Below are 21,775 nucleotides of genomic sequence, written 5' to 3'. Positions count from 1 at the left end.
TATGAACATAAAACATCAAAAAAAAATAAGACTAACATTATCCTATCTAGTTGTACTAATCATGACCGTCATTATCTTTTACCCAATATTATGGATCATTGGTTCGTCATTAAACCCAGGTATGATCTTATCTGGCTCATCAATCATTCCAGAAAATGCAACGTTAGATCATTATCGTTACTTGTTTGATCCAGCACAAAGTGATTACTTGAAGTGGTATTGGAATTCAGTAAAGATTTCTACTTTAACGATGGCTTTTTCAGTGTTAATGGTAAGTATAACTGCGTATTCTTTTTCTAGATATCGTTTTGTAGGTCGTAAGAACGGCTTATTAGCATTTTTAATACTACAGATGATACCAAATTTTGCTGCACTTATCGCTATATTTGTTTTAGCACTTGTCACAAATTTATTAGATACACATTTAGGGCTCATTCTCGTATATGTTGGTGGCCAAATTCCAATGAATACTTGGCTCATGAAAGGTTACTTAGATACGATTCCTAAGGATCTTGATGAATCGGCAAGAATTGATGGAGCAAGCCATTTAAGAGTTTTCTTTCAAATCATTCTGCCTCTTGCTAAACCAATTATTGCTGTAGTGGCATTGTTTACTTTTATTGCTCCATTTGCTGATTTCATCATGGCTAGTGTGCTGCTGCGAAGTGAAGAAAAATTTACATTGGCAGTGGGGCTATACAATATGGTAGCTAAACAATTTGGGAATGAATTTACGAAATTTGCTGCTGGGTCAGTATTAATTGCGATACCTATTTCAGTTCTCTTTCTATCGTTTCAAAAGTATTTTGTTTCTGGCTTAACAGCTGGTGGAACAAAAGGATAAATATCGAGTAGTCACTTCTCAAATAGGAGGGTATAACATGTTAGATGATAGCAGCTTTGCGATCCATCCTGGACAAAATGAAAAACACACTAAGGTGAATTATCGTGATATAAGTTCAATAGTAAGAATGCGTAAAGAAGGCAATGTGTATAGCTATTTTTGTGAAGGAGGTAGCGTTGCACTTCAATTTTTTCGCGAGGATATCGTTCGAATCGTAATGAATGTTGATAACAACTTATCTATGAAGTCGAGTGTAGCTGTGGTGAAAAAGCCTGAAGAGATAGAAGTCAAGACGGAAGAGACTGATGGGTGTTTTATGTTAAGGACGAACACCTTGAAAGTAGAAATAACGAAATCCCCACTCCGTATCAATATATTTGATACACAAGGTGAGCTTATTGTTGGAGAAGGAGCAAGGGGCCTTGGCTTGAACGAAAAAGGAGATGTCATTTGTCATAAAATGATGAGTGAACATGACCATTTTTACGGCTTCGGTGAAAAAACAGGCTTTTTAGATAAACGTGGTGAAAAAATGACAATGTGGAATAGCGATGTATACGCACCACATAACCCTGAAACGAACGCATTATACCAATCTATTCCTTATTTTATGACCTTACGAGACGGGAAGGCTCATGGGCTATTTTTTGATAGTACGTGGGAAACAACCTTTGATTTTCAAACTAAAACGGATAGTTATACATTTTCAGCTGCGGGAGGTCAAATCGATTATTTTGTAATGGCTGGGCCAACACCTAAGGATGTAATTAATCAATATAGTGAATTGACTGGAAGAATGCCACTTCCTCCTAAGTGGGCACTCGGTTATCATCAATCTCGTTACAGCTACGAATCTGAACAAGAAGTTCGTCATATTGCAAAGACATTTTCCGATAAAAAAATTCCAGTTGATGTGATTTATTTAGATATACACTATATGGATGAATACCGGGTGTTTACTTTTGATAAATTACAATTTCCAACACCAGCAAAAATGATTCAAGACCTTAAAGAGGTAGGGATTCGACTCGTACCAATTGTTGATCCTGGAGTGAAAGAGGATGCTGAATATGAAATTTATCAAGAGGGAATACGTGAAGGTTATTTTTGTAAATATATAGAAGGTAACATCTACTTTGGTGAGGTTTGGCCTGGCAATAGCGCATTTCCTGACTTTACTTCTAGCAGCGTTCGGAAATGGTGGGGAGCAAAACACTCCTACTATAGTGATATAGGTATAGAAGGTATTTGGAATGACATGAATGAACCAGCTGTTTTTAATGAAACAAAGACAATGGATATAAAAGTTATGCACGATAATGACAATGACCCACGAACTCACCGTGAGCTTCATAATATATATGGGTTAATGATGGGTAAAGCAACCTATGAAGGAATGAAAGATCATCTAAATGGAAAACGTCCGTTTTTATTAACAAGGGCAGGATATGCTGGTATTCAACGATACGCTGCTGTTTGGACAGGGGATAATCGTAGCTTTTGGGAGCATTTACAAATGGCATTACCGATGTGTATGAATTTAGGTCTTTCTGGAGTTGCTTTTACAGGACCAGATGTAGGCGGGTTTGCACACGATTCCAATGGGGAGTTATTAACGAGATGGACACAAGTTGGTGCATTTACACCTTATTTCAGAAACCATAGTGCAATTGGTACCGTAAGACAAGAACCCTGGTCCTTCGGCGAAAAGTATGAAAAAATTATTAAAAAGTATATTGAGTTACGCTATCAATGGCTGCCACAAATATATTCATTATTTGAAGAAGCTTCACGTACAGGGATGCCAGTGATGAGACCACTATTAATGGAGTATCCAGAAGATGAAAATACGTACAATTTATCAGATCAGTTTATGATAGGTGATAATGTCATTGTCGCACCTATTTTACAGCCTACAACTCAACATCGAGTCATTTACTTGCCTAAAGGAAACTGGGTCAATTATTGGACAGACGAACCTGTTGTTGGTGGTAAGCATCAGCTTATAGAGGCTGATTTGGAGACATTGCCAGTTTTTATTAAGCAGGGAACAATGATTGCGCATGGTGATATTAAACAATCTACAGACATAACAGACGTTAACAGAACCTTACATTTGTATGTTGGAGATACAAACACTACTTATACGTATTCACTTTATGAAGATGATGGGTCAACATTTGCTTACAAAGAGGGCGAATACTTATATAAGACCTTTACGGTTCATTGTTACTCTAATAAGATAGATATCGCTGTGAAGGATGAAGGTCAATATATTCCTGATTGGCAAGAATTAATTGTAGTAATCCATGGAGCAAATAGCCAACTTCAGCTAAAGGTAAATGGAGAAATTGTTAAAAATAAATCATATGACAACATTTCGAAAAAAATGCTTTTCTCCATATAGCTATTAAAAAATACTCACAAACTAATAAGTGGATGTAGTAAAATGATTATGTCTTTAATTTAGGACCTTTTCGTAGTTGTTATTTATCTCAAATTACAACAATAAAAAAGTGTCTTATGTGATTATCATCTATATAGAAGAAAAAATACAAAGAAGCTTATTTATTAGTTCGAAAAACAAACTTAGTTAATGGAAGGTTAATTTGTAACCAACTAAAAGAAAGAGGAGTGGAAAAATGGTAGTTACAATTAAAGATGTAGCAAAGCATGCAAATGTTGCTCCGTCAACAGTTTCAAGGGTAATTGCCAACCACCCTCGAATTAGTGATAAAACGAAGGAACGAGTGCGTGCAGCAATGAAGGAATTGGGCTATCACCCTAATTTTAATGCGCGAAGCTTAGCGAATAACTCTACTAGAGCGATCGGGTTAGTGATGCCTAGTACAGCTGATAAAGCGTTACAAAATCCTTTTTTCCCTGAAGTCATTCGTGGAATTAGCGCTGCTGCCCATGTGAAACAATATGCATTGCATATATCAACAGGTGGAACCGATGACGAAAAGCTTGATGGTGTCATGCAAATGGTACAGGGAAGACGTGTTGATGGCATTATCCTCTTATATTCTCGTGTGGATGATGAAGTATTACAATATTTGCGTGACAAGGATTTTCCCTTTGTAGTCATAGGCAAGCCTTTTACAAATGTTGAGGATATTACTCATATTGATAATAATAATTTTCGAGCAGCAAAAGAAGTAACAGAATATTTAATCCAGCTTGGACATGAGCGAATTGGCTTTGTAGGTGGGGATAACCATCTTATTGTAACGATAGATCGACTTGGCGGTTATGAAAAAGCGATTCATGAAGCTCAACTAACATATAGACATGAATATGTAATCCATGAAGAATTTTTAAAGGAGGGGGGACAAGAGGCGGTTTTGGAACTGATGTCTCTTTCTCAACCTCCTACCGCATTAGTTGTATCAGATGATGTCATGGCATTAGGTGTACTGAATATGCTAGATAGGATGGGCAAAGTTGTACCTGATGATATATCTGTTGTAAGCTTTAACAACGTTTTATTATCAGAGATTGCAAGACCACCACTAACATCAGTCGATATTAATATATATCAGCTTGGCTATGAAGCCGCAAAAAATCTCATTTTACATGTTGAAAGTCCAGAAGAACCGATCAAAAGAGTAATTATTCCACACAAGCTAATTAAAAGAAGCTCGTGTATCGAGCTACAAAATAAATGATGCAATCCTAAAGGGTTGCATCATTTATTTTGGCTAAAGGAAGATTTTTATTTGTAACAATCTGAAATGACTAGTTAACACCCTTATAATTAACTGCAAATATGTACATCTCTGCCCAATTAGACTAATTTTACATAAATTTATAATTTTTTTACAAATATGTGCGAAAATTTCATTTTTCATCCGTTGTATAAGGTGTAAAAGCTTTTACAAGAGACTTTTTTCGCAACTTAATAATTATATAGATTTGGGTGCTAGACGATAATTTTAGCTGATTGGCATTTTTTTAATTAAGGTGCAATTGAACGTGAATATATCTTATTATTCAATATTTAATGCGAAAGCAGTCTTACAAAAAGGAGAATAAGTTACATGAAGTCTACTAATAAAAATTTTATACGGAGATTACAGCGCCAAAAAGAAGACGCTTTAGAGTTTATTGTTGATAACTATTTGCCATTAATAAAAGGAATCACATATAAAGTTCTTTCTCCACTTAACAATGAAGGCATAATAGAAGAATGTACAAACGATACTTTCCTATCAATTTGGAACAATGCTAAAAAATTCTCTGGTGACGAGAATGATTTCAAAAAATGGATTTGCGCTATTGCTAAATACAAAGCGATAGATTATTACCGAAAAGCTATTAAGAATCGTGAATCTACTTCTCGCGAAATAGATATTATCGATGGAAAATCAGTGGAAGATGAACTGATTATGGCAGAGGATAGAACAGAGTTATTACAGCTTATCAACGAATTGGAGCCTGTAGATCGTAATATATTTATTATGAAATTTTTTCTTGGGTTAAACAATGAAGAAATATCCCAAAAAGTAGGGCTGACTAAATCGTCCGTAGATAATCGAATATACAGAGGAAAAAAGAATTTGTCTAAACAAGCTACGAACCTTCATTTAAGGGGGAATGTCATATGAAAGATATCTATGAATTATTGAATGACTTAGACATGGATGAAAATGAATTTGAAGAAATGAAAGTTGATGAATTTGAAAAAAACAAAGTGAAAAAGGTATTAAAGCAGTCAGTAAATAAAAAGAACAAAACGAGAAGTTGGAAAAGAAATGTTGCTATAGCTTCAATGATCGCCTGTCTTACATTAACTACGTTGGTTTTAACGTTTCCTACACAAGCTGTGGGTATACCAATTGTGGGGGATTTGTTTAAATTTTTAGGTAAAACGCATCTTTACGATCAGCATCAGGAGTATGCTAAGGAAATGAATTTAACCGCGGAGAGCAACGGAATTAAAGTGACAATTAAGGATGCGGTATTTGATGGGGAGTCTGTATTTTTTACATATTCTATAGAAAGTCATGATGATTTAGGTGAAGAGCTTCTTTTGGTTGAATCACTATACATAAGTGGTGCGAGCGGTGGCTCAGGTATTTCAACTTATGAATATGATAAAAGTAAAGACACATATGTACATAGAGGGAGCGGTGGAACTAAAAAAATCGATGACAATACTTATGTCGGCATGCAAAGCATAAATATTGGCCATGGCTATAATAATGATACAGCAACTGTAGAATGGGAGATTAAAGGTATTAACCTCCCAAGTAAACAACAAGAAATCAGAGGAGAATGGAAGTTTAATTTTCCTGTAAGCGCACTAGATGGAGAAGTATATGACGTTTATGATAGTGTTAAACAAGATGCGATAACAGTCAATGTTCATAGGTTATTAGTTACTCCGTTAACGTCGATTGTGTATATTCAACAGCAATCGACGAGGGATGTAGATCGAAATAAGTGGGATATGATAGATACTGATATAGAAATTCGAGATGACTTAGGAAATCGCTATACAGGCCAAATGAATGATGGAGGTAGTATTGATGCATATAATAAGCTTCGGGTGAAAACCTTCGAGCTTCTTGATCCAAATGCAACAAAATTATACGTCACGCCACATGTGTCATTAATAGATTGGATCGAGGAAGAAGAAGCGGGCTATCAAATTATAGAAACTGAAGAAATGGTGCTAGATGAAATAGTAATAGATTTAAAGAAATAGAAGTGTTTAAGTACGTGTAAATGATGAGGAAAAATTGTTTTAAAGTGTATAATCATCAAAAAAGCTCAGAGTTTTCATCCTGAGCTTTTTATTATGCTATTAATTCTTTTATAATCCTAAAATTAAAATTAAGGCGTATTCCAAAAAAACGTCGTAACAATGAGGGGTATAATAATTATAAACAATACAATGACGCTATTACCAACTAAGCCAATTTTTCTAGATAGCCCTTTTTCTGCAAACATTGCCAGAAATAACCCAATAACTGAAACGAAAATTCCGAAGTTATATAAATAATCATCTATACCGATTAACATCAATACAAACGTAATAAGTCCAATGATGAACGATATGGCGGATAACACACTCAATTTTTTTTCATTGCTCTCCTCCTTCCTTGAAAAACTACCTTTCTCAACTTTAACTTGATGTAGGTGGCTGAATAAGGTTCTTTTCGTGTTGTTTTTTTCACTAATTTGCGGATGTGTATTCTATGATTTTTATAACCTTTCACTGTTAATATTAGCATATATTTCCATATACTTTTAGTATTTTTAAAGGAAACTGCACTCTAGTATAATTAATGAAATCACTTTATTCATCACTTCGGGAGTACATTTATTATTAGAATAATGATTTAAAAAAGGTATGAAGATAAATGGGTTTTACCATAGACTTTGCTAATGTACGAATAATGATGTGAAATACCACAGCTTGAATGAAGAGGGTTTAATATGATGACTATCACAATATTGAGGGAGTTGGTTTTATGAAAGTTGGAATTATAGGTGGTGGGTTTGGTTTGCGAGTTCAAGCTCCAATCATTCAGGCTCAGGAAGAGATGGATTTAGTCGCTGTTTGTACAATGAAGCGTCACCAAATACCAGATGAGTTAAATAATGATTTGAATAGCTTTGTTCATTATCAAGATTGGAGACAGATGCTAGATAATGAAAGTTTAGATGTTCTATTTGTTAGTTCTATGCCAGTTCACCATTATGAAATGGTAAAGTACGCGTTAGAAAGAAGGATTCATGTTGTTTGTGAAAAGCCTTTTACTACGAACAGTCAACAATCTGCTGAACTTATACAACTATCAAAGCATTATAATAAAAAGGTTATTATTGACTTTGAGTGGAGGTATTTACCGAGTCGTCAACGAGTAAAGTCTCTTATTCAGAACAATGAAATTGGTGAACTATTGCATTTTGAATACCATGTTAGTTACTCACAGTATCAAAATCTTGTTACAAACAAAAGAGGTTGGTTAGGACAGAAACAACAATATGGAGGTATGCTAGGTGCACTCGGCTCTCATATGATCGATTGTTTGCGTTGGCTAATTAATGCAGAGGTCGATACAGTTAACGGTTTAGTACATACTCATGTCCCATATGGGGGTGGGGAGGAAAGAGACGCTGATGATGCTTTCTTCATTCATGGCAAAATGACGAATAACACGACTTTTTCTATTCAGCTTTTAACTGGGGTTAATCACGGCATAGGTTCTAGCTTGAAAATTTACGGTGATTTAGGGACAGTTACTCTAAAAAATGATGACAAATTATTAATAGAAAAAATAAATCAACCTATCCAAGAAGTAGTATTACATGAACAAAAAAACAAAGCTATAGAACTTTCGGATATTGCAAATCGTTACTATCCTGCATTCTTGCCCTTTTTAGAAAAGGTCTACGAATATCTTACTTATGAAAAGTTAGATGAGGATTTACCACTTATTGATGATGGGCACAAGAATCAACTAGTCATTGATAAAGTTTTCGCAACTTGAACAACTACGACTATATAGAATTTTCCTTATTGATGATTGCGCGATAGAAGTAGCAACATGTTATGAATAAATTCCTTTTATTAAAAAGCAGGGAGTTTTTATTTAACAGCTTCAAATATTAAGTACATAATCATTGCGGTAAAATTGGACAGGTGGCACTTTTCTGTAAAATGGAAAGTGCCTTTTTGTTGGTCCAGTTGATGAGAGGAAGGAGTTTAAAGTGTACACCTGGAATGATTGGATATGTGATTAAGAGCAATTTTGTCGGTGTTGACATAATTTACTTTTATTGAATGAAAACTCTAATAGCAAAATTGTTAGTAAGTGGTGATAAATATATGAATAATAGTATTCCTCAAAAAATTCATATTGTAGGTTCAGTTGGAAGTGGAAAAACAACTCTAGCAAGGACTTTATCAAATTCGTTGAATATCCCTTATTATGAATTAGATCATGTTGTGTGGAAAAGACATGATGCCGGTGACATCCGTAGAAAGGAAGGCGAAAGAGATAAATATTTAGGAGGAATAGTCGGTTCGAGTACTTGGATTATAGAGGGTGCCCATACTCATAAATGGGTGGAGTAAAGCTTTCAGAACGCTGACTAATTATTTTTTTGGATACACCATACTCGAATAGAATAGTAAGGATTATAAAGAGATTTATCCTACAAAAAATAAGATTGGAAAAAGCAAACTATTATCCAACACTAAAAATCTTTAAGATGATGTTTCACTGGAATGCTGTTTTTGAAAAGGAAAGTAAACCAAAGATCTTGTAAACTAGATGAAAATACATATGATTCAATTATTTTAAAGAATGATAGGAATTTAAGTAAGTATATCTAGTGATATTAACTGTAACCAAATTGTTTTCATTAGTGATTTTTTCTTGTGTGAAAAGTATAAGTAATCAATTAATATAATAAGTGCCAATTTATGTGTAGTAGTGACTGTAAGTATCAATTGGCACTTACCATGCTATTTAAATATTTTGAGGGTTAGGTATCTTGGATGCTCTTAGGAATAAAGCAAGTATATAGCAAGCAAACGAAACAGAAGAGAAGATAACTCGCAGTGCATTTGCTTGGTTCCATGCATCACGGGTTTGCATCCAATCTTCAGGCACTGCCTTAGGTATCCAGCTTTCTGTTTCATAATTAAGAGGTAGGTTTACTTGGGAAGTGAAAATAATAATACCAAAAATGTATATCAGCCCAGCAGTAACGATTAACCAAAACGAAAAAGACTTATAGTGCTTTAAATTAACTAATATTGCAATAATAGATGCTGCTCCACCACCAAAGAAAAAAATGAAAAACATAAAGTGTCTAACATTTTCGTTAAATAGAGACTGCACAATTGCGTATATTTCACCGTCTACTTCTAACATGGCTAAATTTACATTAAACGTATAGGTATAGAAAAATCCTGCCATAATTCCAGTGATTAATAAAGTGATGGCTAAAGTTCCATTTTCCACGTAGCTAGCTCTCAATATAACCCCTCCAAAATTATTACTCAAATTTGACTAGTTACTTACATTATATTCAAATTTGAATAATTGTCAATGCTTAAATTCTGAAGTGGCTAGCTATTAATTACTGTTCTAAACGCATAATTAGATCGATATTTTTAACTGACTCTTGAATCCATTCTTTTTCTGCTTCATATAACCGTTGATCATGCTGAATGAAAAAAGAATCGTATGTATACCTGTGACTGTTCGGTTCCAAAGAATTTAAATGTGCTTTCATTGCGTCTAATTTTTCATCGATAATTTGTATTGCCATTTGAGCGTATTCATTAATTTCTTCTTCTGTACGACGAGTATTTAATTTTAGTGCTAATTTAAAGCCATAAAAATCAGGAAATAAACCTAAAAACGATTTTTTCTGTAGAGTATCAAATTTCTTTTTCCCCTCGTTTGTAACAGTATATATTGTCTTCGTTGGATAGTTTCCCTCTTGTAATTTTTTCACTTCACTAATAAAACTTTCTTTGTGGAGCTGCTTTATAGCATGATAGATTGAGCCTATTTTTATATCTACCCACTGGTAGAATTTATTTTGATCATATATGTGTTTAATATCATAACCGCTACCTTCTCCTAACTGCTCTAAGATACCTAAAACAATAAACTGTGCTTTATTCATAAAAATGGCTCCTTTATTAATAGTTAAATACAAATATTCAAATTTAAATAATTCTAATATATCTTCTAGATATTTTTAAGTCAACTGCCTAAACATTTTATTAGTCAGTATGTATAGTTAATAAATGTTTTTATCGATATTTCTTTCTTAACCATAGAAATATAGGGGGTTTTGAAATCAAAATAAGATGATGAAATTTAAACACTAGTCTTCAAAATGTCTATTTCATGTCCTAAGAGATTATAAAAATATAGTGATTCATGAAAAAGTATATATTCATATTCTTGTCAGATCTGTGAAATACGTAGATAAATTGCAGTCTCGAAATGATGTAAAAAAGAACACAAAAAGTTCGAATTTCGTAAGATTATTAAGTGCTATACTGATTTTGAAGGTAATGTATTTGTTTTCCAATAGAGTATTTATGTTCATATCCACCTGGTCGTTAATGATCAAATAGAGGGGGAAATAGTATGGAAACTTATAAAATACTTGAGATTAAAGAAAGCGTTTTCAAAGATAATGACCAACAGGCAGCTATGCTTAGAAGCGATTTAAAAAAAGACAAAACCTTTTTATTAAATTTAATGTCATCACCTGGTTCAGGTAAAACCACTACTGTTGTAAAAACAATTGAAGCTTTGCAGAATGAAATGAGCATTGGGGTGTTAGAAGCAGATATTGACTCAGATGTCGATGCTCATACTGTTGCACAAACAGGTACAAAAGTTATCCAATTGCACACAGGTGGAATGTGTCACCTTGATGCTGATATGACTAAACAAGGCTTATCAGGATTAGGAACAGAAGGCATTGACTTCGTTATATTAGAAAATGTAGGTAATTTAGTATGTCCTGCTGAATTTGATACGGGTGCTTCAAAAAATGCCATGATTTTAAGTGTACCTGAAGGAGATGACAAACCTCTGAAATACCCTTTAATGTTTGAAGTTGCTGACGTCTTATTAATTAACAAAATGGATGCCATCGATATTTTTGATTTTGATGTAGAAGCAGTCAGAGAGCGTGTACATAAATTAAACCCAAAAATTAAAGTTATTCCGATCTCAGCTAAAACCGGTGAGGGAATAAGTGAGTGGGTAGAATGGATTCGCACTCAAATCAAAAGCTGGAACGAATAATACATTGAAGGAAAATATGATGGGGAGTTGAACTTTATGACTAAGGAAAAAGTTCTTGATCTCGCAAATAAGATAAGTCGAACAAAACGTGGCTCAAAACATGAAGTAAAGCCTGAGGATCCTGAATATCGAATTCTTGAGCCAGTTGTTACCGATGAGATGGCTGAAATCGCACTTAGCCTTGAGCTGAGACAACCAAAGACAAAGGAGGAAGTCGCTGCTATATTAGGAAAACAAGTAGAGGAAGTAGAAAAAATCTTGTTTCAGTTGGCGGATGATGGTGTTATAAGCTTTTTTTCTGAAGATGATATAGATTATTTTCAACTGGAATTGTGGGTTCCTGGTGTAATGGAATTCATGGTCGTCAACAAAGAAAATGTCAAAAAATATCCGCAGATAGCCGAATGTTTTGAAGAGTATTCAAGAAGTAAAGGTGAATTTTTGGCTGGAAATGTTCCCCCAGGTTTAGGAGTCATGAGGGTTATTCCGATAGAAAGTGCAATTGATGGTGAAACTAGAAGGGCTTCTTATGAAGAAGTTTCTATGTATCTCAATGATAATGATACCTTTTCAGTTTCTGATTGTGCTTGCAGAGCAGTCAGAGAAGCGATGGGAGAAGGTTGTGGCCACTTGAAGGAGGATATTTGTATTCAGTTGGGTGATGCTGCGGAATTCTACATTCGCACTGGAAGAGGTAGAGAGATAACTCGTGAAAAGGCTTTTGAAATTATTAAAAAGGCAGAAGATAACGGTCTTATGCATCAGATCGCAAATACAGAAGGTCCGGGAAAAACTCATGCTATTTGTAACTGTTGTGGATGCGCATGTCTAGCATTGCGTCATGCTAACCATTTTAAAAATCCTGATATCGTTAGGTCAAATTATGTATCACAAGTAGATAAAGATAAATGTGTTGCATGTGGTGAATGCGTTGAAAACTGTCCATCAAATGCATTGAAGCTTGGTCAGAAAATTTGTGAACCTAGTATCGTGGAGAAAAGGGAGCTTCCATATAATACAGAGTGGGGCCCAGATAAATGGAACCCTAATTATCGGCTTAATCGAGAAGTTGTTGTTGATTCTGGGTCAAGCCCTTGTAAAGCAGATTGTCCAGCTCATATTGGAATTCAAGGTTATATTAAGCTAGCTTCACAAGGAAGGTATACCGAAGCTCTTGAGCTAATCAAGCAAGAAAATCCGTTTCCAGCAGTATGTGGGCGTGTCTGCCCGAGGTATTGTGAATCTGCTTGTACACGAGGTGACATTGATGACCCTATCGCGATAGATGATATTAAGAAATTTATCGCTGAACAAGATTTAAATAAGGATCGTCGCTATATCCCTGAAATAAAACATCAATACGATAAAAAAATTGCAGTCATAGGTGCAGGTCCTTCAGGTCTTTCCTGTGCTTATTATCTAGCAATTGAAGGTTATCAAGTAACAGTGTTTGAAAAACAACAAGCACTTGGTGGCATGCTAACTTTCGGAATTCCGTCTTTTAGGCTTGAAAAGAATGTTGTTCAAGCTGAAATTGATATTGTAAAGGACCTAGGTGTTAAGTTTATGACCGGCGTTGAAGTTGGAAAAGATGTAAGTTTGCAGGAGCTAAGAAATCAAGGTTTTAAAGCATTTTATTTAGCAATAGGTGCTCAAGCTGGTAGAAGGATCGGTATCGAAGGAGAAGATGCTGAAGGAGTGATGACAGGGGTAGATTTCCTACGCGAAGTTAATGCTAAGCAACAAATGAAATTAGCAGGAAGAGTAGCTGTCATTGGTGGTGGTAATGTTGCGATTGATGTTGCTCGTACAGCAGCACGCGTTGGTGCATCGCAAGTAGATATGTATTGTTTAGAGAAATGGGGAGAACTACCGGCAATGATGGAAGAAATTGACGAAGCCTTATTAGAAGGTATTCGTATCAACACATCATGGGGGCCTAAACGCATTCTTGTTGATCATGGACGTGTTACAGGTATAGAATTCAAAAAGTGTATTTCTGTTTTTGATGAAAACAACAAGTTTGATCCACAATTTGATGAAAATCAAACGAAAATCGTTGCTGTAAACAATATTTTAATTTCAGTAGGTCAGGCGATCGACTGGGGTCATTTGATTGCGGACAGCAATATACAACTACATCCAAACAAAACAATTAAAGCAGATCCTGTAACTTATCAGACAGGCGAAGAAGATGTATTTGCTGGTGGTGATGCATTAACAGGGCCTAAATTTGCCATCGATGCGATTGCTATGGGCAAAGAAGGTGCAATTTCCATTCACCGTTTTGTTCAGCCAGGTCAAAGCTTATTGCTTGGACGTACGAAGAGAGATTACCGTGCGTTTGATATAGACGGGCTTGACCTTAAAGGATACGATCATATACCGAGGCAAACAGTAGATCATGTTGATGTGGCTGAATCTAAAAAAACTTTCAGGGATCTTCGTTCAACATTTACTGAAGACCAGGTGAAAAAGGAAACAGAACGATGTCTAGGATGTGGCGCAACGGTTGTTGATGAGTTTCTATGTGTGGGATGTGGTTCCTGCGTCACCAAGTGTAAATTTGACGCAATTTCAATGGTACGAAAATATGATGCTACGAGTGTTGAATTGCATGAAATAAAACCGACAATAAAGAAATATATGGTGAAACGTAAAGTGAAAGTAGCAACAAATAAGGTACCTAAGACCCTAAAAGCTATTTTCTCAAAAGAAAACAGCTAGATTTCTATTAGCAAACTGTGTTGTTAATTAAAGGCTCTTTTCATTAACTTTACTATGTTGCTGTTTTCCCCAAACTAGCAGATAGTGGTGTCTTTTTATAGAAAAGATGCCAATACGACAACAGCTTGTGATATAGATGGAAGCGAGATATATCCAATGATAAAGAACGAGAAATTTGAGAGCTATAATAATAGAATAGCTTTAGCACCATCGGTTTCAATCCCTGTTATTTTGCTTGTCTAGTGTTCGTTAATAAATCAGACGATGCATTTTCAAAAATGGTATTTAGTCGGTACCTTTTGGAGCGGGTACGGGCATGGTAGTTTAAGTTGGATTGTGGGTGTTTGCTCTTTTCTTACTTGAGGAGTAGGGGGAGTTAAGGTGCACGAGTTAAGTGTAGTTATTCATGTCATAAAATCTGTAGAAGATTTTGCTAAAACGAATGCATTAACAAAAATAGACACTTTAGTACTTCAAATTGGTGAGCTTTCCTCATTAATTCCTAAATATATTGAGGCGTGTTACCCAGCTGCGGTAGATGGTACAATTTTGCAGTCTACGAAATTAAAAATTGAGACCTTACCAGGTAATGCGATTTGCAAAAAGTGCAATATAGTTTTTAATTTAATAGAGAATAATAGTAAGTGCTCTAAATGCCACATGAAAGACTTTGAGATTTTATGCGGAAAAGAATTTATGATAAAAGAAATTATCGCTTGTTAGGCTAGGTGCTAATCAACGAGCTACTCAAAGCATACAACATCATGATATTTAACATAAAACTGCTAACTCTTATAGAGGATAGAACTTTAATTGAACACGTGTTTAATTGGTTCTACAAAAAAATGATCAATGCAAAAACAGGCTAATTCTCAGTGATTAGCCTGTTTTTGACTTTCAAACTGTAACATTGTTATTGAATATATATAAATATATGCTAAATTTGTAAGTAAAAAAATGATTACATTAAAGGAGAATTGAATGGAGAAACATCTAACATCAAATAATTTTGAAGAGTATGAAGATGCCAACTTGTACGATATGGAAAACACATTTTTGAATGATATTCCTTTTCTCACCAAGTGGGCTTCTAAACAACAGGGTATGATAATAGATTTAGCTTGTGGGACAGGTAGAGCAACGATCCCCTTAGCGAAAAAAGGGTATAAACTAATTGGTGTGGATATCTATAAAAGTATGTTGGAACAAGCAAAAAATAAAGCAAATAATCAAAATCTACAGATAGAATGGGTAGAGCAAGATTGTACCCGGCTAAATTTAAGTGAAGTGGGTTCAATGGTTTACATGGTTGGGAATGGTTTTCAGCATTTTCTTACGAATGAAGCGCAAAATCACTTGTTAACTTCTGTTAACAGACATTTAGAACATGATGGGATTTTTATTTTTGATACAAGGTTCCCTAGTGTTGAAGAACTGTTGCAACCAAATACAGAAGAGTATTGGAGAACTTACACAAGAAATGATGGGAAAACTGTTGATCTGTCAACGATTAGTACATATGACTCACTTAATCAACTTCAGCATTACACCACAATTAGAAAAGTTAAGAATGAACATGGAATCAAAATAGATGAAACAAGTACAAAAATAACTTTGCGATATGTATTTCCAAAAGAAATGGAACGCTTACTAAGTGATAGTGGATTTGAGATTTTACATATATTTAAAGATTGGAATGAAACACCTATCACCAATGATAGCTATAGCATGGTCTTTGTATGTAGGAAAGTAAAGTAATTTGCATATTTTGTTCCATACCCGTCAATCTACTGAATAGTGAAAAATAACCTTTATGTTTATACAGACGCTTAGCTGTTTTAAAATAATAGGTAGGTTAGTTTAAAAAATATTAACTTAATGTCGTGAATAGGAGGTATACCAGATGACGTTTATAATATTAATTCAAGAAGTCTCAATAATAGGTTGACCAAGTGAGGTATAGCGATAAAGGAGAAAAAATATTTAATATACTTTTATAACCAATACATAAGATTAAGATTCATATAATTGTAACTCCTTAAATTTAAGAAAACAAATTCAAGGAGTGGGTTATAATGAAATATATTAACGCTAATCATGTCTTACCTGACCAACTAATACTAGAAATACAAAAATATGTTCAAGGACAAGTAGTTTATATACCTAACACTGAAGGAGTTCGTAAAAAATGGGGCGAAAATTCAGGGAATAGGGAATATTTAAACTGTAGAAATTAAAAAATCTGTGAAGAATTTAAAACTGGGAAAACTATTGACGACCTCGCAGAAAAATATAGTCTTTCTGTGTATAGCATAAAATAAATAGTTTATTCAAAGAAGATAGAACACTGAATGGATTAATCCATCCAGTGTTTTTTATGTAATGGCTGTTTTCGCATTATTTTTTGCTTAACTTAAGAGCTAAACATAAATATCGTTCATGTTTGGGGTATCTTCTTTTCCATAAAACACTGTTGAGTAAAACATCATCTTCATCTTCTAGTTTAGGAGCTATTGAAACAAAGTTTAGTCTATGAAGACGCTGCTTTCGCAACTAAGCACGAAAAGAGCCTTTCTTTATGATAATGATATTATTAGTTGTTAGTCTGATTAAGTGTTATATCAAAATTAAAGATCAGAATGATTCAGTTTCTTTCTGAATCTATTGAATTATTCTAAGATTTAATCTTTTTTAAGTTATCTTTCATTTTACTTATCTTTAAGTATAATTAAAATGGAAAATAATTATACTTAAAGATAATTTTGTAAAAAACGGTACTTTAAGTAGGGAGGGGTTTGTTATGAAAAAGTTCTTATCATTTATGCTCGTGTTAGTTTTAATCCTGCCTTCAACAGCTATATCTGCCAGTATAGAGGAATGGGATACTCCTATTGGTGGGATAAAAAACACGATTCAAAAAGGCATTGATTTAGGCATTGTTCCAGAAAGATTGCAGTCACAATATGCTAATTCTATAACAAGGGAAGAGTTTGCAGAGCTTCTAGTAAATGCTATATTTATAGAGTTACAAAATACAGACTATACTCTATTTTGGACGAAAGAGATGGTTCTAGATAAAGTAACAATAGATACTCCATTTTCTGATACAGATTTAGATCACGTTAAGCTTGCCTATATCATTGGAAGTGTAAACGGTATAACAGAAACAGCATTTTCTCCTAATAATCTAGTTACAAGAGACCAGGTTGTTGACATGTTAATGAATACATTTAGCATGGAAAATATTAAGGAAGATTTAACAGGAGCGATGAAGTACTCTGAAGCTGAAGGTTTAGAAGGTTATGTTAATCAGCTTGTGGACTCATCCTTAAGTTTTGTTTCAGGAAAACATGTATTTAAGGAAGCTAATGAATCTTTATTTCCTTTTAATGGGGTCATTGGAGAAGAGGATAACTCTGATAGCATTTCTAGAGAACAAGCTATTTTAATTGTAATGAAACTGATGGACCGTACGGACTATAAAACGTTACAGTTAAGGGGAGCTATTGACGCGAACCCTATTTATGATGATTTAAATTATAGCATTGGCAAGGATTATGTTAATGTAACATATGTTGATAATAATTACAGTACTTCTGAAAAACTATTGGAGAAATATTGGACAACATTTAACATTACGAAAGATCTAAAATCAGGATATATTCATGAGAAAGCTCTGATGTTGTATCCATTCAAAGATGATTTGTTAATTGAAGAGTTTCCTTGGGTATCCTCATTAATATTAACAGGAGCAAGCTCTAACATAGACTATGGACATATGTTGGTAGACACTTTCTCTAAAGGTCATTTACTAGAATTTACACTTCTCAACAATCTAGAGCAAAACAATGAGACCGAGGAAACTAATAACCCTGTACATGTAAAGTAGAAAAGATTTAATTTGAACAAAAAAATGATAGACTTTTATTCATTATAAGGTCAAATAAATCAAGGTAAGTATGTATTACATCATGTAATATATACTTACCTGTTTTTAATACATTATTAGTCTTCAATTATATCGAGGGCATTCCCGATAGATTCCGTGAATTTGCTCTTCTTGTTGACGACTATGACCGTTGGGTACATGCACACCCTGATTCAAAACGATTAAATCGTCTTTATTACATTTTAGGAATCGACCGTTTTGAAGATCGTTGCTTGAGACTTACGAATCCTATCAATTTCACGGAATCCGACGAACTTCTACTTGAATTGGAAGAAGAAGCAATTGAACGGTATATTTACAAACTCGAAAAAGGAATCGTTATCTACGAATTAACAGGTGATAAGCAAGTTGGCGTTGTATTTGCTGACCGTTATCAATCCGAAGCAGGTCATGAACTATTGAATCGGTTGAACTTGGACGCAATTATCATGATTGACGCCAATAATCGCAAGATTTCAATGCGTAGCAAACCGAACATTGACGTGGGTGAAATTGCAAAACGTCTTGGCGGTGGCGGACATAAAAACGCCGCAGGGGTTGAATTTAATTACGAAAGTATTGACGATTTTCACGGCTCTAAGTATTCGTTATTCGGATTCTATCAAAACTACGAAAATACAATCTTCGATTTATATTGGAAGTTTCATAACACGTTTGAAGATATTGAAACGGAAGCTGTTTCGCAAATGTTTGGTGAATACAAATGAAGGAATTATAAACAACTTATAAATTAAGCTTCTTCCGTAAAAAGGAGAAGTTTTTGTTTTTTCTATATGTAACGTAACATATGCTAGGTTCATAAATCTAAACTGCTTGGGTTGATGTTCCGATACAAGTACATTGATATAGTACTAGTTCTAGTACTATTCATCCTTTTAGTTATTATTTTAGTTGCTGCAAGTGGACGTTCGAAATATGGTTCATCTTTTGAAGGTGATCACCTTCTTTCATCTTTTCCACGTACGGAAAACCTCACTATTTATGTAGTGGGGTTTTAACCTATGAAAAATGTGCGCTTGTATTAGAGTATTAACCCGAGCAGTTTAGATTTTCCTTTCATAATATATATTACATCAAATATAGAAAGGAGGGATTTACATGAGCGGACATAGTTCAGCAGCAGGAATTGTTCTAGTACTATTCATTCTTTTAGTTATTATTTTAATTGCTGCAAGTGGGCGTTCAAGATATGCAGGTTTTGAAATGAATGGGGGCCCGAGATATGGGGATACCAGGCATCCAACTGGTTGTGTATTGATATAGTACTAGTTCTAGTACTATTCATCCTTTTAGTTATTATTTTAGTTGCTGCAAGTGGACGTTCGAAATATGGTTCATCTTTTGAAGGTGATCACCTTCTTTCATCTTTTCCACGTACGGAAAACCTCACTATTTATGTAGTGGGGTTTTAACCTATGAAAAATGTGCGCTTGTATTAGAGTATTAACCCGAGCAGTTTAGATTTTCCTTTCATAATATATATTACATCAAATATAGAAAGGAGGGATTTACATGAGCGGACATAGTTCAGCAGCAGGAATTGTTCTAGTACTATTCATTCTTTTAGTTATTATTTTAATTGCTGCAAGTGGGCGTTCAAGATATTCAGGTTTTGAAACAAATGGGGGCATGAGATATGGGGATACCATAAAGGCTCTTTTCAAAAACTATGTTATTTTTTTCACTTCTATTTGAGTAATTGGTAATTTTGATTATTGTTTTTTAATGAATTGATTAATTCTCCAATATTGTTAATATTGAATATGGATAAGCTATTTTTTATTGGATGGAGCTCTAGTAGAAAGCTGAGCGAAATTATAATACTCTTTATAATTGTGTTTAGTAGTTACGAAAAATAACAAACTAATTGCGTGATTATTGTATGGAGTTAGCATCATCGGATTAGTTGCGGTAAATATGCTACTTTTAAATGATCTCTTTTTGCTATTTTTTATTTTGCAGGTTTCTTAAAATTTATAACTGTTAAGGTTCTGCCACGGTAGTTAATTCTTTAAACCTGGTAACAAAGTTTATCAGAAGAGCCTACTTATCATATTACTTGTAATAGATTATCTAGTTGAGATTCAGCAATAACAACTTCAGAAAGGATGGTTACCTTGATTAAACATGTTATATTCGATTTTGATGGAACACTTGTCAAATCAAGAGATTTAGCAGTATCACTTTTCAATGAACTTTCAACAAAATATGGGTATCGAAAAATGAGCAAAGATGAGGTTGAGTACATGAGCACCTTATCAATAAAAGAAAGGTGTAAAATGTTAGGGGTATCATGGTATAAATTGCCTTTAATAGTTTATGATATGAAATCAAACTACAATACAAGAATAAATGAACTAATAGTGGTAGAAGGTATAAAACATCTTCTAATGAACCTAAAAGAACGGAAATATAAACTAGACATTATCTCCTCCAATAATGAAGAAAACATAAGAACATTTTTAAAAGCAAACAATATTGATGTATTTGATAACGTAATTTGCACAAGGTCATTATTTCAAAAAAACATAACAATAAAAAAACTCTTGAAGCGACTCGAGTTAAAGAACAGTGAAGTTTTATACATATGTGATGAAATTCGTGATATCCCTCCTTGTAAGGAAATAGGTGTTACATCTGTTGCTGTTACTTGGGGGTACGACGCAAGACAAAGCTTGGAAGTGGAAAGACCTGACTATATTATAAATAAACCTACTGAACTATTAACTATCCTTGATAAGGAAGCGTAGTTTGTTGTTCTTCATAGATAGACTTAAACCCGGGTTCAACTAAAATTCAGGGGGGGTTTTCTTCTCAATTACTACGTAACCTTTTCTAGTGAGTTGCTTTATTAAATTTATTAGTAACATAGTTCACGGAAAGGGTCTATTGAGCTGAGAGAAAAATAGCTTCGATAACCGGGGGAGAAATTCCACACATTCATCGAGAGCCTGTCTTTTTTCCTCATTCAACCGAGGGATGAGAGGCTCAGTTATTTTACTTCGTGTAATAGATAATAGTAACAAAGTAAATAATTAAATAACTTTAATTACAAAGACAACACTTATGAAGCACCGATACTTTGCGGTGAAATCTAAATTTGTTAGCTTTTCTAGTTATTTTACAAAAGTGGTAATTAATCTTCTTGTTTAGTTGTGATGGCAAGAAGATTGCTAAACTCCACATCCCCGTAGTTATCAATTGTCCTCTTTTTGTATTATGTTGTAGCTACTTGCTTGTAAACCTTCCTCTACTAAAGCCACATAAATTAAACTGAATATTATCAGCATTAAATGTTTTATATGGTTCTTCATTTCTGTGAATCTCATAAGCACCGATGAGAAATAGCTTAAGTAATTTGGAAATAATTACATTATATAGAATAAATTCATGCTAAGCTTATTAAAAGGGGCTTTTTGTAAACTTTGCTGCTATTATTACAAATAACAAGAA

At 34.1% G+C, this 21,775-nt stretch carries 21 protein-coding genes; 18 read left to right on the top strand and 3 right to left on the bottom strand.

What is annotated here, in order from left to right; genetic code table 11:
* The first annotated feature begins 1 nt into the window (after window position 1).
* From JM172_RS03245 to JM172_RS03225, 5 genes are all read left to right on the top strand, one after another.
* On the top strand, window positions 2-844 hold the full coding sequence (locus JM172_RS03245) for a sugar ABC transporter permease (RefSeq protein WP_214480636.1): 843 nt from the start codon (window positions 2-4) through the stop codon (window positions 842-844).
* Between the two features lie 37 nt (window positions 845-881).
* Window positions 882-3,251 carry a glycoside hydrolase family 31 protein gene (locus JM172_RS03240; protein WP_214480635.1) on the top strand — a complete coding sequence of 790 codons (2,370 nt, stop codon included), beginning with the start codon at window positions 882-884 and terminating at the stop codon, window positions 3,249-3,251.
* Window positions 3,252-3,486: 235 nt separating this feature from the next.
* The gene (locus tag JM172_RS03235; protein ID WP_214480634.1) at window positions 3,487-4,515 is read left to right on the top strand and encodes a LacI family DNA-binding transcriptional regulator; all 1,029 of its coding nucleotides are present in this window, start codon (window positions 3,487-3,489) and stop codon (window positions 4,513-4,515) included.
* A 372-nt stretch (window positions 4,516-4,887) separates the two neighbouring features.
* A complete protein-coding gene (locus JM172_RS03230; protein ID WP_214480633.1) occupies window positions 4,888-5,454 on the top strand; it encodes a sigma-70 family RNA polymerase sigma factor in 567 nt (188 codons plus the stop codon).
* On the top strand, window positions 5,451-6,557 hold the full coding sequence (locus tag JM172_RS03225; protein WP_214480632.1) for a DUF4179 domain-containing protein: 1,107 nt from the start codon (window positions 5,451-5,453) through the stop codon (window positions 6,555-6,557). Before JM172_RS03230 ends, JM172_RS03225 begins: the two co-directional genes overlap by 4 nt.
* 128 nt (window positions 6,558-6,685) lie before the next feature.
* On the opposite strand, the gene JM172_RS03220 is transcribed toward JM172_RS03225, so the two are convergent.
* Complete coding sequence (locus tag JM172_RS03220) at window positions 6,686-6,922, bottom strand: hypothetical protein (RefSeq protein ID WP_352222839.1); 237 nt, start codon at window positions 6,920-6,922, stop codon at window positions 6,686-6,688.
* A gap of 404 nt (window positions 6,923-7,326) precedes the next feature.
* Between JM172_RS03220 and JM172_RS03215 the strand changes: the two genes are divergently transcribed.
* Both JM172_RS03215 and JM172_RS25590 read left to right on the top strand, forming a co-directional pair.
* Complete coding sequence (locus JM172_RS03215) at window positions 7,327-8,349, top strand: Gfo/Idh/MocA family protein (protein WP_214480630.1); 1,023 nt, start codon at window positions 7,327-7,329, stop codon at window positions 8,347-8,349.
* Window positions 8,350-8,642: 293 nt separating this feature from the next.
* Window positions 8,643-8,936, top strand: a complete 294-nt coding sequence (locus JM172_RS25590; RefSeq protein WP_483297237.1) for a shikimate kinase — start codon at window positions 8,643-8,645, stop codon at window positions 8,934-8,936.
* Window positions 8,937-9,333: 397 nt separating this feature from the next.
* Here the strand turns inward: JM172_RS25590 and JM172_RS03205 are convergent, their stop codons facing one another.
* Window positions 9,334-9,846: an anthrone oxygenase family protein gene (locus tag JM172_RS03205; protein WP_214480629.1), complete on the bottom strand. Its 513-nt coding sequence runs from the start codon at window positions 9,844-9,846 to the stop codon at window positions 9,334-9,336.
* A 103-nt stretch (window positions 9,847-9,949) separates the two neighbouring features.
* A complete protein-coding gene (locus tag JM172_RS03200; RefSeq protein ID WP_214480628.1) occupies window positions 9,950-10,504 on the bottom strand; it encodes a PadR family transcriptional regulator in 555 nt (184 codons plus the stop codon).
* Window positions 10,505-10,977: 473 nt separating this feature from the next.
* Between JM172_RS03200 and hypB the strand changes: the two genes are divergently transcribed.
* The 11 genes from hypB to JM172_RS03145 all read left to right on the top strand — a co-directional run bounded on the left by hypB (window position 10,978) and on the right by JM172_RS03145 (window position 21,072).
* Window positions 10,978-11,646 (top strand): hydrogenase nickel incorporation protein HypB, encoded by a 669-nt coding sequence (hypB, locus tag JM172_RS03195; RefSeq protein WP_214480627.1) that lies wholly within the window; start codon window positions 10,978-10,980, stop codon window positions 11,644-11,646.
* Window positions 11,647-11,682: 36 nt separating this feature from the next.
* A complete protein-coding gene (locus JM172_RS03190) occupies window positions 11,683-14,373 on the top strand; it encodes an FAD-dependent oxidoreductase (protein WP_214480626.1) in 2,691 nt (896 codons plus the stop codon).
* A gap of 87 nt (window positions 14,374-14,460) precedes the next feature.
* On the top strand, window positions 14,461-14,616 hold the full coding sequence (locus JM172_RS03185) for a hypothetical protein (protein WP_214480625.1): 156 nt from the start codon (window positions 14,461-14,463) through the stop codon (window positions 14,614-14,616).
* A 138-nt stretch (window positions 14,617-14,754) separates the two neighbouring features.
* Window positions 14,755-15,096, top strand: coding sequence for a hydrogenase maturation nickel metallochaperone HypA (locus JM172_RS03180; RefSeq protein WP_214480624.1), 342 nt, complete (start codon window positions 14,755-14,757; stop codon window positions 15,094-15,096).
* A gap of 258 nt (window positions 15,097-15,354) precedes the next feature.
* Window positions 15,355-16,131, top strand: a complete 777-nt coding sequence (locus JM172_RS03175) for a class I SAM-dependent methyltransferase (RefSeq protein WP_214480623.1) — start codon at window positions 15,355-15,357, stop codon at window positions 16,129-16,131.
* Window positions 16,132-16,448: 317 nt separating this feature from the next.
* Window positions 16,449-16,610 (top strand): CD3324 family protein, encoded by a 162-nt coding sequence (locus JM172_RS03170; protein WP_352222802.1) that lies wholly within the window; start codon window positions 16,449-16,451, stop codon window positions 16,608-16,610.
* Between the two features lie 563 nt (window positions 16,611-17,173).
* Window positions 17,174-18,262 carry a hypothetical protein gene (locus JM172_RS03165; RefSeq protein ID WP_214480622.1) on the top strand — a complete coding sequence of 363 codons (1,089 nt, stop codon included), beginning with the start codon at window positions 17,174-17,176 and terminating at the stop codon, window positions 18,260-18,262.
* Window positions 18,263-18,534: 272 nt separating this feature from the next.
* Window positions 18,535-19,029, top strand: coding sequence for a DHHA1 domain-containing protein (locus JM172_RS03160; protein ID WP_214480621.1), 495 nt, complete (start codon window positions 18,535-18,537; stop codon window positions 19,027-19,029).
* 391 nt (window positions 19,030-19,420) lie between these two features.
* Window positions 19,421-19,585 carry a hypothetical protein gene (locus JM172_RS03155; RefSeq protein ID WP_214480620.1) on the top strand — a complete coding sequence of 55 codons (165 nt, stop codon included), beginning with the start codon at window positions 19,421-19,423 and terminating at the stop codon, window positions 19,583-19,585.
* 249 nt (window positions 19,586-19,834) lie between these two features.
* Entirely contained in the window at window positions 19,835-20,017 is a 183-nt protein-coding gene (locus tag JM172_RS03150; protein ID WP_214480619.1) for a hypothetical protein, read from the top strand.
* A 422-nt stretch (window positions 20,018-20,439) separates the two neighbouring features.
* Window positions 20,440-21,072 (top strand): HAD hydrolase-like protein, encoded by a 633-nt coding sequence (locus JM172_RS03145; protein WP_214480618.1) that lies wholly within the window; start codon window positions 20,440-20,442, stop codon window positions 21,070-21,072.
* The last annotated feature ends 703 nt before the right edge of the window (window positions 21,073-21,775 follow it).

It is taken from the genome of Bacillus sp. SM2101, assembly GCF_018588585.1.
Classification (GTDB): Bacteria; Bacillota; Bacilli; order Bacillales; family SM2101; genus Nanhaiella; species Nanhaiella sioensis.
This window is presented reverse-complemented; position numbering and strand designations above follow the sequence as displayed.